General features: G+C 64.5%; 19 protein-coding genes. 5 read left to right on the top strand and 14 right to left on the bottom strand.

What is annotated here, in order from left to right; genetic code table 11:
* Window positions 1-46 precede the first annotated feature (46 nt).
* The 7 genes from L8V00_RS06165 to L8V00_RS06135 all read right to left on the bottom strand — a co-directional run bounded on the left by L8V00_RS06165 (window position 47) and on the right by L8V00_RS06135 (window position 8,249).
* Complete coding sequence (locus L8V00_RS06165) at window positions 47-1,042, bottom strand: PhoH family protein (RefSeq protein WP_035005293.1); 996 nt, start codon at window positions 1,040-1,042, stop codon at window positions 47-49.
* Between the two features lie 11 nt (window positions 1,043-1,053).
* On the bottom strand, window positions 1,054-1,860 hold the full coding sequence (locus L8V00_RS06160; protein WP_269944519.1) for a 16S rRNA (uracil(1498)-N(3))-methyltransferase: 807 nt from the start codon (window positions 1,858-1,860) through the stop codon (window positions 1,054-1,056).
* Window positions 1,861-1,863: 3 nt separating this feature from the next.
* Window positions 1,864-3,009 carry a molecular chaperone DnaJ gene (gene dnaJ, locus L8V00_RS06155; protein ID WP_011273245.1) on the bottom strand — a complete coding sequence of 382 codons (1,146 nt, stop codon included), beginning with the start codon at window positions 3,007-3,009 and terminating at the stop codon, window positions 1,864-1,866.
* 80 nt (window positions 3,010-3,089) lie between these two features.
* Window positions 3,090-4,115, bottom strand: coding sequence for a heat-inducible transcriptional repressor HrcA (hrcA, locus tag L8V00_RS06150; protein ID WP_269944518.1), 1,026 nt, complete (start codon window positions 4,113-4,115; stop codon window positions 3,090-3,092).
* A gap of 54 nt (window positions 4,116-4,169) precedes the next feature.
* A complete protein-coding gene (hemW, locus tag L8V00_RS06145; protein WP_269944517.1) occupies window positions 4,170-5,444 on the bottom strand; it encodes a radical SAM family heme chaperone HemW in 1,275 nt (424 codons plus the stop codon).
* A gap of 39 nt (window positions 5,445-5,483) precedes the next feature.
* On the bottom strand, window positions 5,484-6,287 hold the full coding sequence (locus L8V00_RS06140) for a hypothetical protein (RefSeq protein WP_070487314.1): 804 nt from the start codon (window positions 6,285-6,287) through the stop codon (window positions 5,484-5,486).
* Window positions 6,288-6,410: 123 nt separating this feature from the next.
* Window positions 6,411-8,249, bottom strand: coding sequence for an AMP-dependent synthetase/ligase (locus tag L8V00_RS06135; protein WP_269944516.1), 1,839 nt, complete (start codon window positions 8,247-8,249; stop codon window positions 6,411-6,413).
* A 265-nt stretch (window positions 8,250-8,514) separates the two neighbouring features.
* On the opposite strand from L8V00_RS06135, the gene L8V00_RS06130 reads away from it, so the two are divergent.
* Window positions 8,515-10,683: a 4-alpha-glucanotransferase gene (locus L8V00_RS06130; RefSeq protein ID WP_269944515.1), complete on the top strand. Its 2,169-nt coding sequence runs from the start codon at window positions 8,515-8,517 to the stop codon at window positions 10,681-10,683.
* Window positions 10,684-10,860: 177 nt separating this feature from the next.
* On the opposite strand, the gene L8V00_RS06125 is transcribed toward L8V00_RS06130, so the two are convergent.
* Window positions 10,861-11,106, bottom strand: a complete 246-nt coding sequence (locus L8V00_RS06125) for a hypothetical protein (protein ID WP_049050220.1) — start codon at window positions 11,104-11,106, stop codon at window positions 10,861-10,863.
* Window positions 11,107-11,169: 63 nt separating this feature from the next.
* The gene (locus L8V00_RS06120; RefSeq protein WP_269944514.1) at window positions 11,170-13,305 is read right to left on the bottom strand and encodes a M3 family metallopeptidase; all 2,136 of its coding nucleotides are present in this window, start codon (window positions 13,303-13,305) and stop codon (window positions 11,170-11,172) included.
* Here L8V00_RS06120 and L8V00_RS06115 point away from each other — a divergent pair.
* From L8V00_RS06115 to L8V00_RS06100, 4 genes are all read left to right on the top strand, one after another.
* The gene (locus tag L8V00_RS06115) at window positions 13,304-14,785 is read left to right on the top strand and encodes a carboxylesterase family protein (protein ID WP_269944513.1); all 1,482 of its coding nucleotides are present in this window, start codon (window positions 13,304-13,306) and stop codon (window positions 14,783-14,785) included. The genes L8V00_RS06120 and L8V00_RS06115 overlap by 2 nt on opposite strands.
* A gap of 89 nt (window positions 14,786-14,874) precedes the next feature.
* Window positions 14,875-16,143 (top strand): MalY/PatB family protein, encoded by a 1,269-nt coding sequence (locus tag L8V00_RS06110; RefSeq protein ID WP_269944512.1) that lies wholly within the window; start codon window positions 14,875-14,877, stop codon window positions 16,141-16,143.
* An 11-nt stretch (window positions 16,144-16,154) separates the two neighbouring features.
* Window positions 16,155-18,122, top strand: a complete 1,968-nt coding sequence (locus L8V00_RS06105) for an ABC transporter ATP-binding protein (RefSeq protein ID WP_269944511.1) — start codon at window positions 16,155-16,157, stop codon at window positions 18,120-18,122.
* 47 nt (window positions 18,123-18,169) lie between these two features.
* Window positions 18,170-19,558: an aspartate aminotransferase family protein gene (locus L8V00_RS06100; RefSeq protein WP_269944510.1), complete on the top strand. Its 1,389-nt coding sequence runs from the start codon at window positions 18,170-18,172 to the stop codon at window positions 19,556-19,558.
* A gap of 130 nt (window positions 19,559-19,688) precedes the next feature.
* Here the strand turns inward: L8V00_RS06100 and L8V00_RS06095 are convergent, their stop codons facing one another.
* The 5 genes from L8V00_RS06095 to L8V00_RS06075 all read right to left on the bottom strand — a co-directional run bounded on the left by L8V00_RS06095 (window position 19,689) and on the right by L8V00_RS06075 (window position 25,048).
* Complete coding sequence (locus tag L8V00_RS06095; protein ID WP_192816666.1) at window positions 19,689-19,886, bottom strand: CsbD family protein; 198 nt, start codon at window positions 19,884-19,886, stop codon at window positions 19,689-19,691.
* Between the two features lie 43 nt (window positions 19,887-19,929).
* A complete protein-coding gene (locus L8V00_RS06090) occupies window positions 19,930-20,784 on the bottom strand; it encodes a 3-hydroxybutyryl-CoA dehydrogenase (protein WP_011273238.1) in 855 nt (284 codons plus the stop codon).
* A gap of 85 nt (window positions 20,785-20,869) precedes the next feature.
* Window positions 20,870-22,726, bottom strand: a complete 1,857-nt coding sequence (locus L8V00_RS06085) for a BCCT family transporter (RefSeq protein ID WP_269944509.1) — start codon at window positions 22,724-22,726, stop codon at window positions 20,870-20,872.
* Between the two features lie 417 nt (window positions 22,727-23,143).
* Window positions 23,144-23,995 (bottom strand): hypothetical protein, encoded by an 852-nt coding sequence (locus tag L8V00_RS06080; RefSeq protein WP_269944508.1) that lies wholly within the window; start codon window positions 23,993-23,995, stop codon window positions 23,144-23,146.
* Window positions 23,996-24,082: 87 nt separating this feature from the next.
* Entirely contained in the window at window positions 24,083-25,048 is a 966-nt protein-coding gene (locus tag L8V00_RS06075; protein WP_070487367.1) for a serine hydrolase family protein, read from the bottom strand.
* Window positions 25,049-25,131 lie beyond the last annotated feature (83 nt).

Here is a 25,131-nt window from a genome sequence, read left to right as displayed (position 1 = left end):
GCCTTTGGTAGTTCGTGCTTGCCGCTAGATTTCCGCTAGATTTCCGTTAAATTTCATTGTCCAGCTCGTAGGTGCCATAGGCCTCCACGATCTTGGAGACCAGCCGGTGGCGCACCACGTCGTCGGAATCCAAGTTGATGATCGACACGCCATCCACGCCCTGCAGAACCTGACGGGCAACCTTCAGGCCGGACTCCTGACGGTTCGGCAGATCCACCTGGCTCAGGTCGCCGGTGACCACCATCTTGGAGCCAAAGCCCAGGCGGGTGAGGAACATCTTCATCTGCGCCGGGGTGGTGTTCTGCGCCTCGTCCAGCACCACGAAGGAATCATTAAGCGTGCGGCCGCGCATGTAGGCCAGAGGCGCGACCTCGATCACGCCGGTATCCATCAGCCGGGGAATCGTCTCCGGATCCACCATCTCCCGCAGCGCATCGTGCAGCGGGCGCAAGTAGGGGTCGATTTTGTCGCTGAGCGTGCCGGGCAGAAAGCCCAGCTTCTCCCCCGCCTCCACTGCCGGGCGGGTAAGGATGATGCGATTGACGTCCTTGGCCTGCAGGGCCTGCACGGCCTTGGCCATCGCTAGATACGTCTTACCCGTACCGGCCGGGCCGATGCCGAATACGATCGCGTCCTCGTCGATGGCCTCCACGTACTCCTGCTGGCCAGGCGTCTTCGGGCGCACCGTCTTGCCACGGTAGGAGACGATGGGTGCGGAATCGCTGCTGGAAACCAGCGCCGGGGCTTGCTCCTCCACCAGGGTGATCGCGCGCTTTGTGGCGGCCGGATCCACCGCATGGCCGCGGCTGACCAGGTTGATCATCTCCTGCAACACCCGGCGCGCCTGGGAGACCTCAGAGGCCTCGCCGCGGATCGTCACGCGGTTGCCGCGGGTCAGGATGTCCGCGTCGAAGGCGTGCTCCAGCACCCGCAGGTTCTCATCTGCCGGGCCGGCGACGGCCAGAACCGATTCCGGGTCGAGCTCCACGGTAGAGCTGGCTACGCGGGGGCGCGGTGACCTAGCGGAGTTGGGTGACGTCATGTGTATCGATCCTACCGCCAACGGTCCGTGACAGCGCCGATGGCTCCCAGCGCAACAGCGGCGGCTGTGGCGGTGCGCAGAACTTCCGGCCCCAGGCGAACCGGGGTGGCTCCCAGCTGCTCGAACTCGGCGAGTTCCTCCGGACTGATGCCGCCCTCGGGGCCGACGACAAGGGCGATCTCGGTGGCGCCCGCGTCACTGGCCGCGTCACTGGCTGCGGCGCTGACACTGCCTACTGCCGCAGTGACGACCGCGGGCAGCGGCTCGGTGGCCTCCTCGTGCAGCACCAGCACGCGGACGGCGCCGGTGCCGCTCGCAGCGGTGCCGGCCTCCCCCAGCCCCAGCACCCGCGCCAGCTCCTCCGGGCTGCGCACCAGCTGGGTAACCTCCGGGATCTGTAAACGCCGGGACTGCTTGGCGGCCGCCCGGGCGGCGTTCTCCCACTTCGCGTGCGCCTTGGCCTCCTTGCCATCCCACTTGGCGATAGCCCTGCGGGCAGCCCACGGCACAATCCGATCTGCGCCCGCCTGTACCGCCAGATCCACGGCCAGCTCCGCCCTATCGGACTTTGGAATCGCCTGCACCACCGTCACCCGCGGGTGCGGGGTGGGCAGCTCGAGAATGTCGGCGACCTCCACGGTGGCGTCACCAAGAAAAGAACCTTGAACCGCGCGTGTGGCGCCATCGGTGATGACCAACCCCTCGCCCACCTCGAGGCGCTTCACGGAGGCGTGCTTGGCCTCCGAGCCGGTCAAACGGAAGCGATCGCCGACGGCAACCGGCTCGGGAATGGGGTGGATGAACACCGGATCCGTCATGGATTAGCGGCCAAACTTCGAGCGCAGGCGGGAGAAGAAGCCGCTGTGGGACTCGTCCTTCGAGGCCACGCCAGCGTTCTGGGAGCTGGCCTCTCGCAGCTTCTCCAGCAGGTCGCGCTGCTTGTGGTTGAGGTCGGTGGGGATCATGACCTCCACGTGGGCGATCAGGGAACCGTGGCCCTCGCGGCGCAGGTGCGGCATGCCCTTTTCGGACAGGCGAATGGTGGCATCCGGCTGGGTGCCCGGCGCGATGTCCACGGTGGCGATGGAATCGTCCAGCAGCTTGACCTCCACGGAGGTACCCAGGGCCGCGTCTACCGCCGGCACCTGCAGGTTCACGTGCAGGTCGTCGGACTCGCGGATGAAGTACGGGTGCTCGGTGGTGTGCACCTCCACGTACAGGTCGCCAGCCGGGCCGCCGCCCGGGCCGACCTCGCCCTTGCCGCTCATGCGCAGGCGCATGCCGTCGGAAATGCCGGCGGGAATGGAAACCTTGAGGGTCTGGCGGTCGCGCACGCGCCCGTCGCCCGCGCAGTTCTCACACGGGTCCTCGATAACCTCGCCGGTGCCCGCACAGCGGTGGCAGGCGCGGCGCACCTGCACGCGGCCCAGCATGGAATTCTGCAACTCCATGACTTCGCCCGCGCCCTGACAGGTCGGGCAGGTCACCGGCGCGGCCTTGGAGGCCGAGCCCGAGCCGTCGCACACGTCGCACAGCACGGCGGTTTCCACGGTGATCTCGCGGTCGATGCCCGCGTAGACCTCCTCCAGCGTGGCCTCCAGGTGCACCAGCGCATCGTTGCCGCGGCGCACGCGGGACTCGCGCGGGCCGCGTGCCCCGCCGCCACCGCCGAAGAATGCGTCGAAGATGTCGCCCAGGCCGCCGCCGGAGAAGCCTCCGAATCCACCGGCTCCCGGCTGGCCGAAGCCCTGCTCCTCCGGGTCGCCACCAGCGTCCACGATCTGGCGCTTCTGCGGGTCCGTCAGCACCTCCTGGGCCAGGGAGGCTTCGCGGAACTTCTCCGCAGCCTCCTCGGAAGGGTTGACGTCCGGGTGGTACTTGCGCGCCAGGCGGCGGTACGCCTTCTTAATTTCGGCGTCCGTAGCGTCGCGATCCACACCGAGGATTCCGTAATAGTCTCGAGCCACGTTCAGCGGGTCCTTTTCACGTCTATCTTGAAGCTGCTTGCAGTCTTTAGTCCTAAACCAACTGCACTATCCTACTATTCCTACTCCTCGCTCAAAATCCGCGAGACGTAGTGCGCCACGGCGGTCACAGAGGAAATGGTGCCGGAGTAGTCCAGGTGGGTTGGCCCCACCACTCCCATGCCGCCGAGCACCGCGTTGGCATTGCCGTAGCCGGCGGATACGACGGAGGCGCCGCGCAGCTCCTCGTCCTCGTTCTCCTCGCCGATGCTCACCTGCACCTGCAGGTCGCGCACGCTATTCAGCAGCTTCAGCACCACCACCTGCTCTTCCAGGGCCTCCACCACGGGGCTGAGTTCGCTGGTGCGCATCAGGTTGGGCGTGCCCGCCAGGATCAGCCGGTCGTTCGGGCGCTCCAGCAGAGTCTCCACCAGCACGGTCGTCACCACGAGTGCCACGTCGCGCAGTTCCTCGGGCATGCTGTTGCCCTTGGCCTCGTTGGCCAGGGCGGCGATGTTCGTGCATGCGTCGTCCAGGGTGCGCCCCACCATCGCGGAATTCACCAGGTCGCGCAGCCGCGGCAGGTCGTCGTCGCTGATCGGCTGGCCTAGATCCACGTTGCGCTGGTCCACGCGCCCGGTGTCGGTGATCAGCACCAGCAGGATGCGGTGGCTGCCCAACTTCACCAGCTCGCAGTGCTTCACCCGCCCGCGCCGCAGGTCCGGCATCTGCACCACGGCCACCTGGCGGGTCAGCTGGGATAGCAGCTGCACGCTGCGGCGCAGCACGTCCTCTAGGTCCACGCCGTGTTCCAGGAAGTCCAGGATCGCGCGGCGCTCCGGGGTGCTCAGCGGCTTGACCTCGTGGATGCCGTCCACGAAGCGGCGGTAGCCCTTCACCGTGGGGATGCGCCCGGAGGAGGCGTGCTGTTGGGTGATGTACCCCTCGGCTTCCAGCACCGCCATGTCGTTGCGGATCGTCGCGGAGGAAACGCCCAGTTGGTGTTTATCCACCAGCATCTTCGAGCCCACCGGTTCGTGCGAGGCGATGAAATCACTGACGATCGCCCGCAGCACCTGGTTCCTTCTGTGTTCAGTTCCGCTCGACAAATCCTTCACTCCTCGCGTGAGTCCGATTAGCCTCAATTAGCTCTCGATTGGCCCTTAAAGCCCGAGCGCCAACACGATGTCCGTGACGATTCCGTCGGCCAGGTAGCGCCCTTTATCCGTCAATCTTAGGCGCTCGCCGCGTTTGTCCAGCAGCCCCAGGCCTGTGTAGCGCTCGATCACCTGTCCCAGCTCCGCGTTCTGGGCGGGATTAGCACTGTTAGCACTGTTCGCGCCATCGCTTCCGCCCGCCAGCTCCGCCAGGTCCAACCCCTCGGCCAGCCGCAGCCGCAGCATCACCTGTTCTGTGCGCAGGTCGTCGTTGCTTAAGCGCTCGGTCGTCACCACCGACCCTGGCACGGGTAGGCCGTCCTTTCTTATTGACGCCCCCTCGGCCTCACCCAGCAGCCCATTCCAATAGGTCGCCGGACGCTTCGCATTCACCAACCTCACCAGGCCTGATTCGCTGTGGCCTTCCCCGCGCAGCCGCACGCATCCGTGGGCGCCGGGGCCTGCGCCCCACCACTGCCCGGAGCGCCAATAGATCAGGTTGTGCTGGCATTCGCCGCCGGGTTTGGCCCAGTTAGAGACCTCGTACCAGTGAAAACCGGCCTGGCGCAGGCGGGCGTCGATGGCGTCATAACGATCCGCCAGAGTGTCCTCGTCCGGGGCGGGCAGCTCGCCGCGCCGCACCTTGCGCGCCATGGCCGTGCCGTCCTCCACGATCAGGGAGTAGGCGGAGACGTGGTCGACGTCCGCCTCCAGCACCGCATCGAGGGTGCGCCGCAGGTCGTCGTCGGTCTCGGTGGGGGTGCCGTAGATGACGTCCAGGTTGATGTGCTCGAAGCCGGCCCGCTTGGCCTCGCGGGTTGCCTCAATCGGGCGCCCCGGGGTGTGCTGGCGCTCCAGCACCTTCAGCACGTGCCCCATCGCGGACTGCATGCCCAAGGAAATGCGGTTGAAACCCGCCTCGCGCAAGCCTGCGAAGAACTCCGGGCTGGTGGATTCCGGGTTCGCCTCGGTAGTGACCTCCGCGTTTGCCGCCAGGCCCACGGTACGGCGAGCGGCGTTCAGCGCCCGGGCCAGCCCCTCATGGCCCAGCATGGAGGGCGTGCCGCCGCCGAAGAAGACGGTCTGCACTTCGCCGGGGTAATCCCACACCTCGGCGGCGACCTCTAGCTCACGCTCCAGGGCATCCAGGTAGCCGGGGATGGTGTTACCCTCTGCAGCGCCGCCGTCGGCCGCGCTGAGCTCCTGCGGGGTGTAGGTGTTGAAGTCGCAGTAGCCACAGCGGGTGGAGCAAAAGGGGACGTGGATATAAAGGCCATGCATACTACGTGCATAGTACTAGCCGTGCTGGCGGTACTGGCGCTAGACCGCAGTGCCGCGCTTGCGTCGCTGCAGGCGGCCGACGATCTCCTCCACCCGGGCGCGCTCTGCCAGGAACTCCGGCGGCGCCTCGCCGCGCATGCCCGCGGCCAGCTCCGGCTGGCGGGCAATGACCTCCCGCCAGTGGCCTACCAGCTCGATGGTGCGCTGCTCGGCCTTCACGTATGCCTGCGGCAGCAGCACGGACTGGGATTCCAGGGCGCACTGCGTCTGGTTGATCACCCAGTCCTCCACCTCGCGCAGGTCCGCGCGGATACGCTCGGCCTGCTCGCGCAGCCACATGCGCCAGGAGGCCGTGGAGGCCATCGTCGCCGGCGCGTGCTCGGCGGAAGTATCAGCGAACTCCGCGCCACGGGCACTGCGCGGGTCGCTGGTGCCGGCGGCGGTTGGGGTGGTGGCGTCAGAAAGAGAACGGCGAGCGGACGCACCGGGCTTCCTGTGCATAAAGCTCAAGGTGCGGCCGGGGTGCGGGTAGTCGCTGCCGCGGGCAACGCTGCCTCCGAGGGCGCGAGGGGTGCGCGAGGGAGTCACGCCGGACATGCTGCCGGCGCGCACGCCGGAGACGAAAGCCTGGCGCAGGCCGTTGAGCTCGGACAGGCCGGGGCGCACCTCAGCGCGCCCCTCTGCGACGATCTCCTCCAGCTCCAGCAGGCAGTCTTCCACCAGGTCGGCATCCCAATCGGCGATGGCCTGGGAGACGTGATTGATGTAATCGGCGATCTCGTCGCCAATGTCGTAGATATTTTGGGTGAGCTCGCGAACGCGCAGGGCAGCATCGTAGTGCACGCGTTCTCCTCTCCCCTGGGCCCGTCACAGCCCATGTGTTGGTTGATACCGCAGACAACTCTAAAACAAGAACACCGGTCACGCGCGGAGGCGTGGCCGGTGTCGCGGAGCGGATTTCTTAACTTACTTTGAGTTGTAGATCCAGGCGATATCGTCGGCGAAGTTCTTCGCCACAACGAAGCGCTTCAGCTTCAGCGACGGAGTGACCTCGTCGTTCTCCTCGGTGAAGTCGCGGTGGACGATGCGGAACTTCTTGATGCCCTCAGCGTGGGAGACAGTGGCGTTGGCCTCGTTGATCGCATCCTGAATCTCGGAGCGCAGGACCGGGTTTTTCGCCAGCTCGCGGATGGAGACGTTCTCGGCGACGCCGTTGTTTTCCTTCCACTTCTTGGCAGCTTCCTCGTCCAGGGAGATCAAGGCGCCGACGAACTTCTGATCGTCTCCAACGACCATGGCCTGGGAGATCAGAGGAGCGGAGCGCAGGATGTCCTCCATCGGGCCAGGCGACACGTTCTTACCACCGGCGGTGACGATGATTTCCTTCTTGCGGCCAGTGATCTTCAGGTGGCCGGTGGGCAACAACTTGCCCAGGTCGCCCGTACGGTAGAAGCCGTCCTCAGTGAAGGATTCCGCAGTAGCTTCCTCGTTCTCCCAGTAGCCGGCGAAGACCATGTCGCCCTTCAGCAGGATCTCGCCGTCATCGGCGATCTTGACGGTGATGCCACCCAGCGGGCGGCCGACGGTGCCGATAATGTTGTCCGGGGCGAAGTTAGTGCAGGCTGCGGCGGTGCACTCGGTCAGGCCGTAACCCTCGTACAGAGTCACACCCACGCCACGGAAGAAGTGCATGAGCTCCGGGTTCAGTGCGGAACCGCCGGAGATCGCGTAATCCAGCTCGCCACCCATAGCCTCGCGCACCTTGGAGTAGACCAGCTTGTCACCGATGGCGCGGTCGATCTTCTGCTTCAGCGATGGCCCCTCGTCGGTATCGAGAGCCTTCGAGTAGTCGACTGCGGCGCGCTCTGCGAAGTTGAAGATCTTGGCCTTGACGCCACCGCCCTCCGTGGCCTTGGACTTCACACCCGCGTGAACCTTCTCAAAGATGCGCGGAACAGAGCAGATCAGGTTCGGCTTGGTGCGCTGGAACTCAGCAACCAGGGTGCTCATGTCGCTCCAGTGGGTCTGGGTAGCGCCACCGACGGTGGCAGCGTGAGCCATCGCGCGGGAGAACACGTGCGCCAGCGGCAGGAACGTCAGCTTGCGGTAACCGAAAGCAGCGGCGCGGCCGACCGGGTGGGTCAGGATGGCACGGGCCTCAGCCAGCCAATTGTGGTGGGTCAGCTTGCAGCCCTTTGGACGGCCGGTGGTGCCGGAGGTGTAAACGATGGAGGCAACGTCATCGTGGCGGGTGTTGGCGATGCGCTCTTCCAGGACGTCCTGCCCGATGCCAGCTTCCTGGCCGTCGTTAACCAGGATGTCAATGGCACCGCTGTTGATCTCCAGCACGCGCTTGAGGTGCGCGGAGTCATCGCCCTCCGGGCGGTCGCCTTCCTTGACGAAGGTCTTCAGGCGGGTGGTGTGGCCGGACTTTTCAGCGATGGCCAGCTTCGCGCCGGAGTTGCCCACGATCCACTCACACTGGGAGGTGGAGGAGGATGGGTAGATCGGCACGGTGATGCCGCCGGCAGCCCAGATGCCGTAGTCCAGCACAGTCCACTCGTAGCGAGTGTCGGACATGATGACCACGCGGTCGCCCTGCTCGATACCGTTGGCAACCAGGCCCTTGGCTACTGCGTAAACGTCGTCCAGGAACTGGGAGACGGTGACGTCCACCCAGTCGAAGTTCTTCGGACGCTTAAACAGCACCCCGTCTGGGGATTCGGCGCCGAGGTCACGGACTGCCGTTAGGCAGGTCTCGTGCTCGTCGATCGTGTATAGGGCTTCAGAGGTGTACTCCGTCATGCTGCTCCCTTTGTTCATGTCCTGACAGTTGCCTGACCTGGGTTTTTACGTGAATAACGGGCGCAATTTCGGTCGTTGCGCCCGCAGCCTCAACGTGACTTATACTTCTACAACCATATATGAGTGGCGTGAATCACGTCGAACCTTCGGCAAAATTCCCCACACCCGCTGCTGCGGCCTTCTCCCCACTATCTCCCCGCTGTCCCGCTCGCCCCTTTTTTGCAAAAGGCTGGAAAAGTGGAAGATGCGCCCGGTGCCCTGCACAATGGCAGTTGTGACTAGCTCTGTGGAATCCGGCGGCGCAAATGCCTCCGATGTCAATGCAATCCTCAACGAATTGGCCACCGAGTGCGGCGTGGCCACCTGGTACACCGGCCAGAACGGCCAAAGGGTAGAGGTCCAAAGCAGCACCGTGCTCTTCGCACTCCGCGAGCTGGGTCTGGATCTGCCCGAGGACCCCGACGCCCTCACCGAAGAGATTGCACAGGCGGCCATCGAGGACCTGCTACGCGCCCGCTATAGCCGCATGCTGCCTCCCACCGTCACCGCCATCGCCGACCGCCCCCGCACCTTGCATGTCCACTGCATCGACGGCGAATCCCTGCAGGTGCAAGTCCGCACCGAAGACGGCGAGACCATCCCCCTCGAACAGCTCAATGAATGGGTCGATCCCATCACCGTCGGTGCTGAAGCCGCCGCCACCACTTTCGGCACCGCCACTTTCCAGCTACCCGCGCTGCCCGCGGGCTGGCACCAGCTCGAGGCCCGTGCCGATTCCACGGAGGCTACTTCTACCCTGCTGGTTTCCCCCCAAGCCCTGGAACTACCGGATGCCCCGCGCACCGGAGTAATGGCGCAGCTGTACTCCCTGCGCGACCGCGACGCTTGGGGCATCGGCGACTACGGCACCCTCGAGGTCTTGAGCGATTCCCTGCAGAAGCTCGGCGGGGCGGACTTCGTGCTGGTAAACCCCATGCACGCAGCGGAGGCCGCTCCCCCGGTGGAGGATTCCCCCTACCTGCCGACCACCCGCCGGTACACCAACCCCATCTACATCCGGGTGGAGAACACTCCTGAGTACGCCGCACACCCCGAGCTGCACGCGGAGATCGAGCAGCTCGCCGCCCCGCTGAAGAAGCGCAATCACACGGCTGACCTGTTGGAGCGGGACCCCGTGGTGGCGTCCAAAATCAAGGCCCTACACCTGCTGTACGCCGCAGGGATCGGCGACGAGCGCGCGAAGCAGCTGCGTGACTTCCGTGAGCGCGAGGGCGCGGGACTGGTGGGCTTCACCGAATGGTGCGAGCGCGCCGCCAACGATCCGGAGCTGACCAGCGACTTTTACGCCTGGATGCAGATGCTCTGCCAGGAGCAGGAACTGCATGCACAGAACACGCTAACCGAACACATGAGCATCGGACTGATGGCCGACCTGGCCGTGGGCGTGCATCCCGGTGGCGCAGATGCGCAGACTCTGGCCGACGTACTGGCTCCCGGAGCCAGCGTGGGCGCCCCGCCGGATGGCTACAACCAGCAAGGCCAGGACTGGTCGCAGCCGCCGTGGCACCCCTGGAAGCTGGCCGAAGAAGGCTACCGTCCGTGGCGCGACATGCTGCGAACGATCCTGCGCACCGCCGGCGGCATCCGCATCGATCACGTGCTGGGGCTGTTCCGCCTGTGGTGGATCCCGCGCATGGAATCCCCCACCCTGGGCACGTACGTCACCTACGACCACGAGGCGCTGGTCGGTGCGCTAGTGCTGGAGGCTCACCGCGCCGGTGCCGTAGTGGTCGGCGAGGACCTGGGCACCTTCGAGCCGTGGGTGCAGGATTACCTGGCCAGCCGCGGCGTGATGGGGACCTCGATCGTGTGGTTTGAGGGCGACGCCAACGGGGCGAAACCGCCGGAGGCCTACCGCCGTACCTGCCTGACCTCCGTGACCACACACGACCTGCCCCCGACCGCCAGCTACCTGCGCGGCGGGCACATCGACCTGCGCGAGGAGCTGGGAGTGCTGACCCGCAGCTCGGACGACGAGTTCGCCGAGGATGCCAACTGGCAGGTCGACGTGCTGGGCACCATCGCCCGCCACGGTGGCTTCCGCGGAATGGACTGCGAGGGCTACTTCCTTAACGACCTGCGCCAGGAACTGGACGATCCGCGGCACGGGCGCGAGCGCCGCCCGGATGTCTCGTACATCCTGCGCGCCATGCACCGCTACATTGCGCAGACACCGTCGCTGCTACGCTGCGCCGCGCTGGTGGATCTGGTGGGAGACCTGCGGGCGCAGAACCAGCCGGGCACCACGCAGGACCTGTACCCGAACTGGCGCGTACCGCTGTGTGACGGCGCGGGCAACCCAGTGCTGGTGGAGGATCTGGCGAACATGCCACTGGCTCGCGACGTGCTGGCCGCCACCCGCGGCGAGGGCTAGCAGCGCGCTCGCTGGGAGCGCGCTGGGCTAGAAGACGCTGGTGGCCAGCCAGGCCACGAGCAGCAGAACCAGCAGCAGGGCCAACGCCTGGCGCACCTTGGAGTGGTGTTTCATCGGCTGCTAGTCCTCTCCGTCTCTTCTGTCTCTGTTTCTGTTTCTGACCACTTCTGGTCCGTCTTAGCGCTTCTGGTCGTCTCCGGCGCTACGCTTAGCGTCGCCGTCTAACGGCACCGAGCTGCGGCTCGCGAACATCTCGTGCAGCGAAAGCGCCCCGTGCACGCGCTGTTCCTCCGCGCTGGCGGGGAAAATCCGCAGCGCAATCACCTGCCATACTAAGGCCAACACGGTGCAAACCACGAATAGGGCGAGGAACACCAGCGGGGTTTGGATCCACACCGGCGCGTTGATCAGCCATTCCATCATTGGTGGCGCTCACCCTTTCTGATTCCCTGTTTCTCTGTTGGTCTTCTGTATTTTTCTTGACGCCTACCCCTGGCTCAGCCCGCGGCGGTCAAGTAGCGGCTGCACGTTGCGCTGCTGGCCGCGGAACATCCAGAATGCGTCTTCGAAGTCGATGCTAGCGCCGCGGGAGAGGATGATGCGGCGGAAACGCTCGCCCGCGAAGCGGACATCATCGTCGTCGAGGTCGGCGGCGGCGTCATTAGACTCCCCAGACTCCCCCACTGCAGCGCCGGTATCGACGAAGGCTTGGAAACCGTCGGCGTCCAGCACCTCCGCCCACAGGTAGCTCCAGTAGTCGGCGGAGTAACCACCGGCGAAGATGTGGTTGAAGTAAGCCGAGCGGTAGCGCGGGGCGAGGGCACCGTTGACGTCCACCCCGGCGTGCTCCAGGGCTTCGGCCTCGAAGGATTCCACCTGGGCGGCGGCATCGTCGGTGGCGGCGAGCTTCTCCGCCTCCGCGGCGGAGAGCTTGTGCCAGGCCAGGTCCAGCCAACAGGCGGCCAGGAACTCGGTGGTGGCCAGCCCCTGGCCCCACTTCGCCTGGGCGCGGATCGCGTCGACGAACTCGCCGCTGATGACTTCCCCGGTTTCCACGTGGCGGGCGTAGTTGCGCAGCACGGCGGGCTCCAAGGCCCAGTTTTCGTTGATCTGGCTGGGGAATTCCACGAAGTCGCGGGGCACGTTGGTGCCAGACAGCGTGGGATAGCGCACGTCGGAGAGCAGGCCGTGCAGGGCGTGGCCGAACTCGTGGAAGACGGTCTGCACCTCGTCGAGGGTCAGCAGCGCCTGCTCGCCTTCGGCGGGTTCGGCGATGTTCATGACGTTGACTACCACAGGCGCCTTGCCCAGCAGGTTGGATTGCTCGACGAAGGAGTTCATCCACGCGCCGCCGCGCTTGGTGGGGCGGGCGTACATGTCGGTCAGCAGCAGGCCGATGCCGACGGGCGACTCTTCCCCCTCAGTGACTTCCCATACCCGCACGCCCGGCGCGTAGCCGGCTAGGTCGGTGCGTTCCCGCAGGTCGATGCCGTAGAGGCGCTTGGCGGCAAAGAAGGCACCGTCGACCATCACCTGTTCCAGCGGGAAGTACTTCTTCAGCTCGGCTTCATCGACGTCCAGCTCTTCAGCACGCAGCTGGGCATCCCAGTAGGGCCAGTCGGCACCGCTCAGCCCCGCTGTACCCGCTGTGTCCGCTGCGTCCGCTGCGCTCGATGTGCCGCTCACGGCCATTTTGTCCAGCGCCCGCTTGTACTCTCCGTGCGCGTTCGCCACGGCGGCGGGCGTCACCTGATTCAGCAGATCCTCGATCGCCGCGAGGCTACCGGCGGTCTCGGCGGCGGCGACGAACTCGGCGTGATTGGCAAAGCCCAGCAGCTCGGCGCGCTGGGCGCGCAGGCGCACGATCTGCAGCAGCGTGGCCTCGTTGCTGCCGGTCGCGCGGTTCAGCGATGCCTCGTGCACCTTCGCGCGCGCAGCCGGGTTCTCCAGGGACTCCAGCACCGGCTGGATGCTCGGCAGGCCCAGGCGAATCAGCCAGCCTTCCTCCCCACGTTCGATGGCGGCCTTGGCGAAGTACTCCTTGTCCGCCGCGCTCAGCCCCGCGACCTCGGCCTCGTCGGTCAGCAGCACCGCCGCGTCCTCGGTGGCGGTCTGCAGCTGCGCCCCGAAGGCAGTGGTCAGCTCGGCCAGCTGGGCGTCGATGTCGCGCAGGCTTGCCCGCTGTGCATCGTCCAGCTCCGCGCCGCCGCGAATGAAGCTCTTCTTCAGCTCCCGCAGCAGGGCCTCCTCCTCGCTGCCTTCCGGCTGCTCGGGCAGGGCGCAGATGCGCTCCCACAGCCTCCGGTTCAGCCAGATTTCGCTGAAGTGCCGCGCCAGCTCCGGGCTGATGGTCGCCTCGATCTCGCGCACCTGATCGGTGGCATTTGCGCCCGTATAATTAAAAACAATGGCCAGCACGCGCTGCAGCATCTGCCCCGATTCTTCCCACGCCTCGGCGGTATTTTCCCAGGTGGGAGACTCAGGGTTGTTCGCGATCGCCGCGATCTGCGCGGCGTGATCCACCAGAGCGGTGCGGAAGGCGGGCACCAGCTCGGCAAGGTCGACAGCCGCGAAGTCGGGCAGTTCATAAGGCAGTTCGGAAGCGTTTTGGAGGTAATCCATGATCCCCTACTCTATCCCTGAGGCCAAGGACTACGTTGATGTGGCCATCAATCAGGGTCGCAGTCGTGGCTTCCTCCGCGGTTCCGTCCTCCGCTTCGAGTCCATCCCCTACGCCTCGGGCGAACGCTTCGCCCCTCCTTCCCCTGCCGTCCCTTTTAGATTCTTCTTCGGCGACCCCTCTACCGCCACCCACCGCCAATCCCTATCCATCACCTGCCCGGTCGACGCACCCCCTTCCATCATCGAGTCTGACTTCCATCCCAAGGCCAAGTCTGGATCTGGCTCCATCCCCACAGCCAGCACCAAGTCTGGGGCACCTGTAATCGTGTTCATCCACGGTGGTCGCTATGAGGAAGGCTTCGCCGACGAACTCTGGTACCAGGGTGTCCGCTTCGCCGAGGAGGGTTTCGTTTACGTTTCACTGAACTACCGCTACCGCCTGGAGGGCTTCCTGCCTCTGCTGGACGAGGATCACCCCGCCGACGTGGACGCTTCGGCCGATCCGAACACCGAGCCGGAGTACTTCCGCGGCGCCGAGGATATTGTGGCCGCCCTGCGCTGGGTGCGGGACAACATCGCGGCTTTTGGCGGAGATCCGGAGCAAGTCACGCTGATGGGTCAGTCCGCCGGCGGCGCGCTGACGGCCTGGACGCTGTGCAATCCGCGCACCGAAGGCTTGGTGCACCGCGCCGTGATCTTGAGCCCCGGGTTCCCGCGCGAGGGCTGGCCGAGCCGCGAGCATGTCGCCCGCGCGGTCCTCGGTGGCCCACTGACCAGCAAGCACCTGTCCAGCCTCTCCCCCGAACAATTGCAGCGCGCCTACCGGCGCTACGCCCGCTTCTACGGTTCGGACTGTGCCGTGGGGCCGTATCCTTTCCGGCCCAGCGAGATGCGCGACGTGCCGCTGCTGATCGGCACCCTGCGTGAGGAGTTCACGAAGATGCCTTTCGCCCGTGCCATCGATAAGCGCTTGGGCTCCAAAAACCCGTTGGTGCGGCAAGCAGCCAAGGCGTTGGGACGCTACGCGGAATGGAAGCTGGGGGCGCGGGTGCGGTGGGCGTCAGAAAACCCGATAGGAATGGCCATCGGTGATTCGGCCATCAAACGCTGGGCCGTGGCGATCATGGAGGAGAAACGCGATACGAGCTGGGCCTATGAGTTTCACGGGAGCCAATCGGCCTGGCACTGCGCGGATCTGCCTTTGGTTTTTGACGCCCTCACGGTCGCGCCCAAAACAGTGAAGTATTTCTGCGGCGAGTCCGCGGCTGAGCGCTTGCAGCCGCTGGCGACGGAGTTTCACGGGATCGTCTCGCGTTTCGCCCGCGGGGAAGATCCGGAGTGGCCACCCTATGGTTCGCGACGTATGGTGCGGCGTTTCGACACGGACGCATCCGCGCGAGGTGAGGTGACCCGCGAGGTGGCGGAAGATGCCTACCAGCAGATTCGGGAGGATTATCCGGAGCTGTACCCGAGCCGTTAGGGCTCAATCTGGGCTAGTTCAGCGCCCGCAATAGGCCGTTTCTAGACGGCTACTAGACAGCTCGGTCTAGAGTGCTAGGGTGGGACGCTATGAACGCAACCACCCAAAACAACAGCCCCCAGAACGCCCAGGCCACCCAGAACACCCGGGCCACACGTCCGCAGGATTCCGCCGTATCTGTCCCCGACCTCGCCACGCTGCGCGCCCGCGGGACGATGAAGTGGACCGTCTATGACGAAGACGTGCTGCCCCTCTGGGTCGCCGAGACCGACTTCGACACCTGCCCCGCCGTCAAGCAGGCCATCCAGGCGGGCGTGAACCACGAATACTTCGGCTACGAGCGCCGCAACGGCTCGGTGGAGAAGGCGCTGGCCGGCTTCCTGGATCGCCGTTTCGGCTGGCAGATCGACCCGAAGTGGGTGCGGCTCGTGCCGGACGTAGTTAAGGGCGTGGCCTCGGCCATCGACGAATTGACGCCCCAGGGCTCCGACGTGATCGTCCCCGTGCCGAGCTACCACCCGTTCTTCGACGTTCCGAGCGCAGTCAAGCGCCCGAAGGTCGAGGTGGAGATGACCAAGGTGGAAAAGGATGGCGCCGAAGAGTGGGCCTTCGACTACGCGGCCCTAGAGGCCGCCTTCGCCAGCACCGACAACCCGGCGGGCGTGGGCGCGATGATCGTCTGCAACCCGTACAACCCGCTGGGTCGCGCATGGCGCCCCGAAGAGCTGGCCAAGCTGGTGGAACTGGCTGACAAGTACAACGTGCGCCTGATCTCCGACGAGATCCACGCGCCGGTGGTCTACGCGCCGCACAAGCACACTCCCCTGGCCACGCTCAGCGAGACCGCTGCGCGGGTGACCGTGACAGTGCTGGCCACCTCGAAGGGCTGGAACACCGCAGGCCTGCACTGCGCGCAGATGATCTTCACCAACCCGGACGACCGCGCAGCCATGGCGAAGGTCAGCCCGCTGCGCACCGGATCTGCCTCCACTCTGGGGCAGGTCGCCGCCGAAGCCGCCTACACGGACGGCGAGGCCTGGCTGGACAGCGAGCTGGAGTACCTACAGGGCAACCTGGACCTGCTCGAACGCCGCCTGCCGGAGGTGCTGCCCGGCGCGAAGTTCATCCGCCCCGAGGCCAGCTTCCTGCTGTGGGTAGACCTCAGCGAGGTTCCGGGGTTGGAGGAGAAGCCGGGCCAGAAGCTGCTGGAAGGCGCCCGTGTGGCCTTCAACGAGGGCACCATGTTCGGCGCCCAGGGTGCGGGGCATGTGCGCATCAACTTCGGAACGTCCCGGGAGATCCTCAACGAGGCCCTGGACCGCATCGCGGAATTCGCTAAGGCGCACGTGAACAATTAACTTGGCTAGGTGTGATTAATGCCTTTAGCCGTATCCTGCGTTCCACCAAGGAACTGTGGCCGTTCTACATCATTGTGATGATCACCAGCCTCGTCACCGCGGGGCTGGCACTGGCTACTCCCTTCCTGGTGAAGTTGGCCACCGACACGATCGTGGACACCGTCGGCGGTGGAGGGGCCTCCGACGCCGCCATTGAGAACGCCACGAAGACCGTCATCTGGCTGGCGGTCGGACTGCTGGCGGTGGAACTGGCGAACACCATCATCCGCAACATCGGCGGTTGGTTCGGCGACGTGATGGCGATGCGGATGCGCCAGATCCTCTCCAACCGCTATTACGCCAAGCTGCTGGCCTTGCCGCAGGGCTATTACGACAAACAGGTCACCGGCACCATCATTTCCCGGTTGGACCGCTCCATCCTGGGGCTGACGGACTTCATCAAGTCCTTCGCCAACAACTTCTTCTCCATGCTGATCACCGTGGTGATGATCCTGGTCATCACGGCGATCTACTACTGGCCGTTGGCGCTGCTACTGGCCATTATCTTCCCGATGTACCTGTACCTGACCATGCTGACCTCCAAGAAGTGGATGGTGTGGGAGAAGGAAAAGAATGAGCACATCGACGTCGCCCAGGGGCGCTTTGCGGAGGTCATTGGCCAGGTGAAGGTCGTGAAGTCCTTCGTCTCCGAGCTGCGCGAACTGCGACTGTTCCAGAAGCACTTTGCAGACACGATCCAACTGACGCGCGAGCAGTCCCGCTGGTGGCACTTCATGGACGTCCTGCGCATGGGCGGGATGAACATCATCTTCTTCGCCATCTACCTGATGCTGTTCTGGCGCACCCTGCACGGCGACTTCACGCTCGGCGACATGGTTCTACTGCTGCAGTACGTGGTGATGGCCCGCCAGCCGGCCGGCATGATGAGCTGGATGGTGGATACCGCCCAGCGCGCCGCCGCGGGCTCCCGCGAGTACTTCGAGACCATGGAGGAGCTGGAGGAGCCTTCGGCCACCGCTCCCCTGCTGGAGGCCGCCCGCCCAGGTGGGCCGATGCTGGTATCCCAAGAGGACGTGGACCAGGCCGTGCGCCCACAGCTGTCCGCCCCGGAAACCGGGCCGGTGATCGACTTCGACCACGTGAGCTTCGAGTACCTCAAGGGCGAGCCCGTCATCCACGAAGTCACCTTCCAGGCGGCCAAGGGCGACCAGGTGGCGCTAGTCGGCGAATCCGGCGGCGGCAAGTCCACCCTGGTGAACCTGCTGCTGGGCCTGTACCGCCCCACCGAGGGCCAGCTTAAGGTCTGCGGCAAGGACGTGGCGGACATGACGGCTGCGGAGCTGCGCAGCTCCGTCGGCGTGGTGTTCCAGGAACCCGCCCTGTTCTCCGGCACAGTGCGGGAAAACATCGCCTACGCCAAGCCCGACGCAACCGACGAGGAGATCGTGGCGGTGGCCAAGCGCGCCTTCGCCCACGACTTCATCATGCACTTCAAGGACGGCTACGACACGCTGATCGGCGAGCGCGGCCTGCGCCTTTCCGGCGGGCAGAAGCAGCGCATCGCCGTGGCCCGCGCGATGCTGAAGGACGCGCCCGTGCTGATCCTGGACGAGGCCACCTCTGCGCTGGATACCAAGGCCGAGCGCGTGGTGCAGGCCGGCCTAAACGAGCTGATGGTGGGCCGCACCACCATCGTCATCGCCCACCGCCTGTCCACCATCGCCGACGTAGACAAGATCGTCACCCTGGACAAGGGGCATGTCTGCGAGGTCGGATCCCCAGCGGAGCTGGCGACCAGCGGCGGCATCTACAACGAACTGCTGCAACTGACCAGCTCCTCCTCCGCCGCCGATCGGGCGCGCCTGAAGCGCTTCGGCTTCGCCGAGCCAGGCGCTGAAGACGACGAAGACTACGGCGAGGATTACCGCGAGGATTACGACGAAAGCTTTACGGAGCAGGCCACCCGGGAACAGTCTTAGACAGCACCTCCGCTGCCGATGCCGACACACAGGAGTAGCCTGGGGGAATGACTGAATTACCCCCTAACATCACCGAGTTCACTACCTTCGACGGCGCGAAAGTTGGCGTCGGTACCGAAGAAGCAACGACCGCAGAGCAGCAGGTACGCGACAACGACAGCAACTACGTATTCCACAGCTGGTCGGCGCAGGATAAGATCAATCCGCAGCCGCTCAGCCACGCGGAGGGCGTGTGGATCTACGATTACCAGGGCAACGGCTACCTGGATCTGGGCAGCCAGCTGGTCAGCGCCAACCTGGGCCACGCCCACCCGAAGCTGGTAGAGGCAATTCAGCAGCAGGCCACCCGCATCACCAACCAGAACCCCGCGTTCTCCAACGATGTGCGCAGCGAGCTGGCCAAGGAGATCGTGGAGCAGGCGCAGGGCGACTTCTCCCACGTATTCTTCACCAACGGCGGCGCGGACGCTATCGAGCACGCCATCCGCATGGCGCGCCTGACCACCGGCAAGTCCAAGATCCTGACCGCCTACCGCAGCTACCACGGCGCTACCGGCTCCGCGATCATGGCCACCGGTGAGGCTCGCCGCCACGGCAACCCCACCACCGACGGCGACGTGAAGCACTTCTGGGGCCCGTTCCTGTACCGCAGCGCCTTCTACTCCTCCACGCAGGAGGAAGAGTGCGCCCGCGCTCTGCAGTCGCTGGAGGAAACCCTGGTGTACGAGGACAACGTGGCCGCCGTGCTGATCGAGTCCGTCGTGGGCTCCAGCGGCATCATCGTCCCGCCGGAGGGCTTCCTGCAGGGCGTGCGCGAGATCTGCGACCGCCACGGTGCGCTGTACATCGCCGATGAGGTCATGGTCGGCTTCGGCCGTACCGGCAAGATGTTCGCCTACGAGCACGGCGGCAAGGATCTGCAGCCGGACCTGGTTACCTTCGCCAAGGGCGTGAACTCCGGCATGGCGCCGCTGGGTGGCGTGATGATGAACGAGGCCGTCTACCAGCGCTTCGCCGACAAGCCTTACCCGGGCGGCCTGACCTACTCCGGCCACCCGCTGGCGGCCGCCCCCGGCCTGGCTGCGCAGAGGGTCTACCGCGAGGAGAACACCTTCGAGAAGGTTGCCGAGCTGGGCGAGCGCGTTATCGCCCCGGCTATGGAGAAGATCGCGGAGAACCACCCGAGCGTGGGCAACGTCCGCGGCAAGGGCTTCTTCTGGGCCATCGAGTTCGTCAGCGACCAGGAGGCTAAGACCCCGATGGGTGGCGAGGCCATGGGTGCGTTCGGCGCCGAGCTGAAGAAGGCCGGCATCTGGCCGATGGTTTCCGGCCACCGCCTACACTTCGCCCCGCCACTGATCACCACCGAGGAGCAGCTGAACTGGGCACTGGAGATCGTCGACCGCGCGGCAGCGGTCGTCGACCAGGCGCTGTAAGGCTCCGGCACGCGCCAGCGCGCCGGGGCGTTCCTCGAGCTCCGGCCCTGGGAACACCCCGGCAATAGCAAAAGTCCCGGCTGAAATTTTTCAGCCGGGACTTTCTCGCTCTCAGTTTTACTTCTGAGCTTTACTTCTGAGCGTCGCCCAGAACCTTGTTTACAGCGTCGGAAGCCTTGTCCTTCAGCTCGTTGGCCTTGTCCTTGATGTCAGACTTGGTCTGGTCTGCGCGACCCTCGTTGGCCAGATCCTGGTTGTTGGTAGCCTCGCCGGCGGCCTCCTTGGCCTGGCCTGCGGCGCCCTCTGCCTTGTTCTTCAGATCGTCGATGGACATATATTGACCTTCCTTTCGTCTAGCGAGTGTCGTGGGTTTAATTGTACTCGTAAAAGCCCTTGCCGGACTTGCGTCCGGTGTGACCTGCGGTAACCATACGGCGCAGCAGCGGCGGGCAGGCGTAGCTCGGGTCGCCGAACTCCTTGTACATGACGTCAGCGATGAAGGCGCAGGTATCCAGGCCAACCATGTCTGCCAGGGTCAGCGGACCCATCGGGTGGTTAGCGCCCAGCTTCATGCCAGTATCGATGTCCTCCGGGGTTGCCACGCCGTTTTCCACCATGCGCACTGCGGAGAGCATGTACGGCACCAGCAGGAAGTTCACGATGAAGCCGGAGCGGTCCTTCGCGCGGATGGCCTGCTTGCCCAGCTTCTCGGTGGCGTAGGTCTGAGCCACCTCAACGACGTCCTCGTCGGTGGTCAGCGCCGGGATGACCTCCACCAGCGGCAGAACCGGAACGGGGTTGAAGAAGTGCAGACCCAGCACACGGCCCGGGTTCTTGGTGGCGCTGGCGATGGTCTGGATCGGCAGGGAGGACGTGTTGGAGCACAGCGGCGCCTTCTTGTCCTCGACGATCTCGTCCAGCTTGGCGAAGACGTCCTTCTTGATGTCCTCGTTCTCGATGATGGCCTCCATGACCAGCTCGCGGTCCGCGAAGTCCTCGAGCTTGGTGGTGAAGGTCAGTCGACCCAGAGCTGCGTCGCGGTCCTCCTCGGACAGCTTGCCGCGGCTGACGGCCTTCTCCAGGGACTTCTCGATGCGAGCCTTACCCGCATCGGCGAACTCCTGCTTGGCCTCCCAAACCAGCACGTCGCTGCCGGCCTTGGCGGCGACCTCTGCGATGCCGGATCCCATTAGACCTGCACCGATAACACCTACACGCTGAACCATGGTCACTCCTTTTTTATAGGTTTATTCGTACTAGATCCAGCCTACCGATGTTGTAGGTGCGATTGTGCTTAACGCATTTCCTGATCTATTCCTTATTGACGCCCTCATCGTCCGCCGAGCTTTCGGGCTCAGTCGACTCTTCCGTAATCAGTTCGCCCTCCTGGTCGTACATCGGGCGCGCGGGGGCGACTTCCGCCTCATTGTCCACGTCGCCGACGATTCCCAGGTCGCCCTCGATGCGCACGTTGCCAGGGATGACGAGGTTTCCTTCCGCGTCGTATTCGAAGCGGGCGTGCTCGTTGCCCTCGTTGTCATAGCCAGGGGCCGGGCGAGCTTCGTGCTCGGCCAGCTTCTCCGCAGAGTCGGTCTTGCCCCACTGGCGGCTCGGCGGCTCGGGGCGCGCCGCAGAGTCGTCGTTCATTCCCTTCACGAGGGAGAACATCATCACGAAGTTGAACAGCACGAATGGGAAGCCAATGATGATCACGGTTTGCTGCAGCGCGTCGATTCCGGAATCCGGAGCCATGATCAGGATGGATCCTGCGACGGCACCGATCATGATGCACCACAGCAGGCGGTAGATCAGCGGGGTCTTGCCCTCTTCACCGGCGGCGAACATGTCGTTGATCAACGCCGCAGAGTCGATGGAGGTGACGAAGAAGATGGCGATAACGAACAGCGCCAGGATGCTGATGGCAAGGGTCCACGGGAAGTGCTCCAAGAAGGTGAACAGCGCGGTGGCGGGATCGCCCTCCTCCACGATCGGCTGGGTCAGCACGCCCGGCTCCTTCTTCTCGATGTCCAGGCCGGCGTAGCCAAAGACGGAGAACCAAACGATGGTGAACGCAGTCGGCAGCAGCAGCACGCCACCGATGAACTCACGGACGGTACGACCACGGGAGATGCGGGCGACGAACATGCCCACGAAAGGCGACCAACAGATCGTCCACGCCCAGTAGAAGACCGTCCACTTACCCTGCCAGCCGGGGTTTACCTGCTGCGAGTCGGACCAGAACATGATCTTCGGCAGGTACTCCGCGTACAGGCTGGTGGCATCCATCGTGCCGCGCAGCAGCAGAAGCGTGGGGCCGGTCAGCAGCACAAACACCATCAGCAAAGTTGCGGCGAGGATGTTGATGTTGGACAGCCACTTGATACCCTTCGACAGTCCCGTGGATACCGAGATGGACGACGCCGCCACGATGACGACAAGGATGCTGATCTGCACCCATGCGACGGTCTCCGCGCCGAACACCTTGGCCAGGCCAGAGTTGATCTGCAGCGTACCGAGCCCGACCGAAACCGCGATGCCGAACACGGTGCCGATGATAGACAGGGCGTCAATAAGCTTTCCGGGCCACGAGTAAATGCTGGCGCCGAGGATGGGCGCGAAGATACTAGATACGCGCGGCGGGAGGTGGCGCTTGTAGATGAAGTAGCCCAGAGCAAGGCCCGGCAGGGCGAAGATAACCCACATGTGCAGGCCGAAGTGATACAGGGTAAAGCCCATGGCCTCGCCGATCGCTTCGGTGCTCATCGGTTCTGCGTCCTGCATGGGCACGTTGACGACGTGGTTCATCGGCTCGGCCACACCGTAGAACATCAGCACGGAGCCGAGGCCACCGGCGAAGAGCATCGCAAACCAGGACAAAGTTCGGAATGCCGGCTCCTCGCCCTCCACGCCCAGGCGCATGCGGCCAAAGCGGGAGACGAAGAGAACGATGAGGAACAGGAAGGCCAAGGAGATGCTGCCGATGTACAGCCAGTTGAAGTTCTCCAGCAGCCAGTTTGCGCCGGTCTGCAGGCTTTCTGCGGCCCTGTCCTTGAAGATGATCGCGTAGCCGACAAAGGCAACGATGAAGCCGAAGGCAACCCAGAAAATTAACGGGTCGACCTTTACTTTTTCCGCGTTTGCCGCGACTGTAGATTTTTCGCCTTCCATGGCGGGATCACTCCCCAATTTCGTACTCGAACGTGTGTAGGTCTTGCAATACCCTATCCCCTCGCCCGGACAATCATGTCCTCAGAGTGAAAATACTTGATTGCAGCGAGCCCGTTTTCCGCGCTTGAACAGGGGTTTTATCGTTTGCGGGAAAAGCCTATTTAACGCGTAGCGACCTTGCAGACCGTACACAGGGTTTTTCCAGGAAGGCACTTTAGATTAGTGCTCAGTGGTCGACAGAAAGGATCCACATACGAACGGTCATTCTCCTCTTGAAACGTCAGCAAGAAACCCCCAGGTTTTAAGTCCGCCTGGGGGTTTCTTGTGTTTGTTTGAGGCTGGAGCCCTGGGTTCTAGGCTCCGCGTTCTAGGCACCGAGTTCTAGACACCGCGGTCTAGGCTCCGCCCGCGGCCTGGCTAGTTGTAGCTGGGCCTACCGGTAGGCACGACGGGGCTCTCGGTCATGCTGCTCAGCATCTCTTCCAAATCTTCCAGGCTGTCGTCGAGCTGATCCTGGTAATCAGACATGTCCGGGAAGTCCGAGGGCAACGTGATACCAGAGGGGGTGGGGATCGAGGTCATTGGGTTGTCCTCGTTCTGGTTCCCCGAAGTCTCTTCGTTGTTCTCCCCCGTCGTATCCGTGGTCTCGGATGTCGAGGAGGTGGGCTTTTCGTCGCCTTCGTCGTCGCTGGAGACCAGGTTGTAAATCAGCACACCGCCAACTACCAGTGCGATAAGCACCAGCAGGCCGACGACGATCTTGGCTACGTTGCCGTTGCCTCCCTGCCCGTTGGAGCCATTAGGGCCGGGCTGGCCATAAGCTTGACCATATGCTTGGCCCGGTTGACTGTAGCCCTGCTGGCCATACCCTTGCTGACCGTAACCCTGCTGACCATAACCGGCCTGGCCATAGCCCTGTTGGCCGTATCCCTGCTGCCCATAACCCTGTTGGCCGTAGGCAGCTTGGCCGTATCCCTGCTGACCAGGCTGACCGTAGCCCTGCTGGCCAGCCTGGCCATAGCCACCCTGAGGGTTAAAACCGGGCGCACCGTACCCCTGACCGCCCGTGTTCTGGTAGCCCTGCGAGTTTCCAGTACCGGAGGCTCCGAATACCTGCGTGCTCTGATCATCCTGGCGGCGGTACTGCGGGGGCTCCGCACTCGCCCCTTCCGACTTGGCTTGCCCCAAGTATTCGGTCGGGTTGTCGGCGTTCTGCCCGTCCGCGCCGTTGCCTCCGCTGTTGAAAGGGTTTTTGTCCTGTGGTGCCATTACCTAAAAACTTTCCGTGCCAGGAGCCGAGCTCAATCCTTCATGTGCCTTAGTTGCTTATGTGTCGCTGCACTTCGAGGCTTAAGACTATCGCAGGTATCCTGCTGCCGCTCGAGTATCTGCGTTCTGCACCGCACGGCCGCCCCAGGAGAAGGAGGCCACGGTGTATCCGTTGCCGAAGGAGGCCGAGGCCAAAGTCTGGCGACCGTAATCGGACCAGCCCCACTTCGTGCCGTTGACACCCGGCAGGTGCACCGTTCCCCAGTTCTGGCGGGTGCCGTCAGCCGCCACGGGGCTGGCGGTGCGCATCCAGTGCAGAACCAGGGAGCGCGGGTGGCGGATACGCAGCTTGTGCAGGAATAGAGCGGTATCCGTCGCGGATGTATAGGAGTTACCCCAGTGGGCGGCTGCACGGGTGTTGCGCAGGCCATACTCGCGGGCGATGGTACTGATAGATCGCGGGTACTTGCGGTAGATCTTGGAGGCTGCACCGTCGTCGGAGAAGCGGATCATGCGCTCTGCCAGGTAGCGATCGGAGTTGCTGCGATCGCCGTAGCGCAGCACGTAGTCCGCCATGTACAGCTTCACGATGGAAAGCCCCGGGCGAGACTCATCCGCGTTCGGGGTCTTGGCAATGCCGTTATTGGTCACCACTGCCATGGAGGTGCGCGCAGGCACGTTGTGGATCGTGCGCACCTTGTAGCCGTTGTTCGGTGCGGGCCGGTGCGGTGCCGGGCGCTGCGGGGCGGAGGAACCCGGGATCTGGTTGGCGGACATTCCCAGCTGGTTCAGCGCATCCTCCACAGCCTGCGGAACCGGAGGCAACGGTGGGAACTGCGGGAGCTGCGGCGGCGGGGGCAGCTGAACCTGCGGCATGGGCGGAAGCTGCGAGCCGGCGGGCGGACCGGCAGGCGCGGCATTCGCCGGGACGGCGAACCCTGCCACACCAATGGAGGCGGTTAGAGCCGCGGTGGCGATCCCCTTTGCGGCAGAACGTGAGCTCTTTGCCGCATGCCGCGGACGGTAGGTGTACTGGGAAAAGTCGAACGTCATAACCTCAAGTCCCGTTTATTCATGTTGTTGCGCGCCGAGAAGTTGGCGTCACCTAGAAAAAGGGCCAACAAAGTGCCCCGAGC

The sequence above is a fragment of the Corynebacterium evansiae genome (assembly GCF_027570065.1).
GTDB classification, from domain to species: Bacteria; Actinomycetota; Actinomycetes; order Mycobacteriales; family Mycobacteriaceae; genus Corynebacterium; species Corynebacterium evansiae.
The sequence above is the reverse complement of the archived record's forward strand: the minus strand, read 5'-3'. Positions and strand labels throughout refer to the sequence as shown.

Excerpts from the sequence above, each read along its gene's own strand:
- L8V00_RS06120 (WP_269944514.1), bottom strand. The coding sequence starts at position 13,305 with ATGGATTACCTCCAAAACGCTTCCGAACTGCCTTATGAACTGCCCGAC.
- L8V00_RS06130 (WP_269944515.1), top strand. The coding sequence starts at position 8,515 with ATGGCAGTTGTGACTAGCTCTGTGGAATCCGGCGGCGCAAATGCCTCC.
- L8V00_RS06080 (WP_269944508.1), bottom strand. The coding sequence starts at position 23,995 with ATGGCACCACAGGACAAAAACCCTTTCAACAGCGGAGGCAACGGCGCG.
- L8V00_RS06090 (WP_011273238.1), bottom strand. The coding sequence starts at position 20,784 with ATGGTTCAGCGTGTAGGTGTTATCGGTGCAGGTCTAATGGGATCCGGC.
- L8V00_RS06160 (WP_269944519.1), bottom strand. The coding sequence starts at position 1,860 with ATGACGGATCCGGTGTTCATCCACCCCATTCCCGAGCCGGTTGCCGTC.
- L8V00_RS06110 (WP_269944512.1), top strand. The coding sequence starts at position 14,875 with ATGAACGCAACCACCCAAAACAACAGCCCCCAGAACGCCCAGGCCACC.
- L8V00_RS06125 (WP_049050220.1), bottom strand. The coding sequence starts at position 11,106 with ATGATGGAATGGCTGATCAACGCGCCGGTGTGGATCCAAACCCCGCTG.
- L8V00_RS06075 (WP_070487367.1), bottom strand. The coding sequence starts at position 25,048 with ATGACGTTCGACTTTTCCCAGTACACCTACCGTCCGCGGCATGCGGCA.
- L8V00_RS06165 (WP_035005293.1), bottom strand. The coding sequence starts at position 1,042 with ATGACGTCACCCAACTCCGCTAGGTCACCGCGCCCCCGCGTAGCCAGC.
- hemW (WP_269944517.1), bottom strand. The coding sequence starts at position 5,444 with ATGCATGGCCTTTATATCCACGTCCCCTTTTGCTCCACCCGCTGTGGC.
- L8V00_RS06100 (WP_269944510.1), top strand. The coding sequence starts at position 18,170 with ATGACTGAATTACCCCCTAACATCACCGAGTTCACTACCTTCGACGGC.
- L8V00_RS06135 (WP_269944516.1), bottom strand. The coding sequence starts at position 8,249 with ATGACGGAGTACACCTCTGAAGCCCTATACACGATCGACGAGCACGAG.
- L8V00_RS06115 (WP_269944513.1), top strand. The coding sequence starts at position 13,304 with ATGATCCCCTACTCTATCCCTGAGGCCAAGGACTACGTTGATGTGGCC.
- L8V00_RS06085 (WP_269944509.1), bottom strand. The coding sequence starts at position 22,726 with ATGGAAGGCGAAAAATCTACAGTCGCGGCAAACGCGGAAAAAGTAAAG.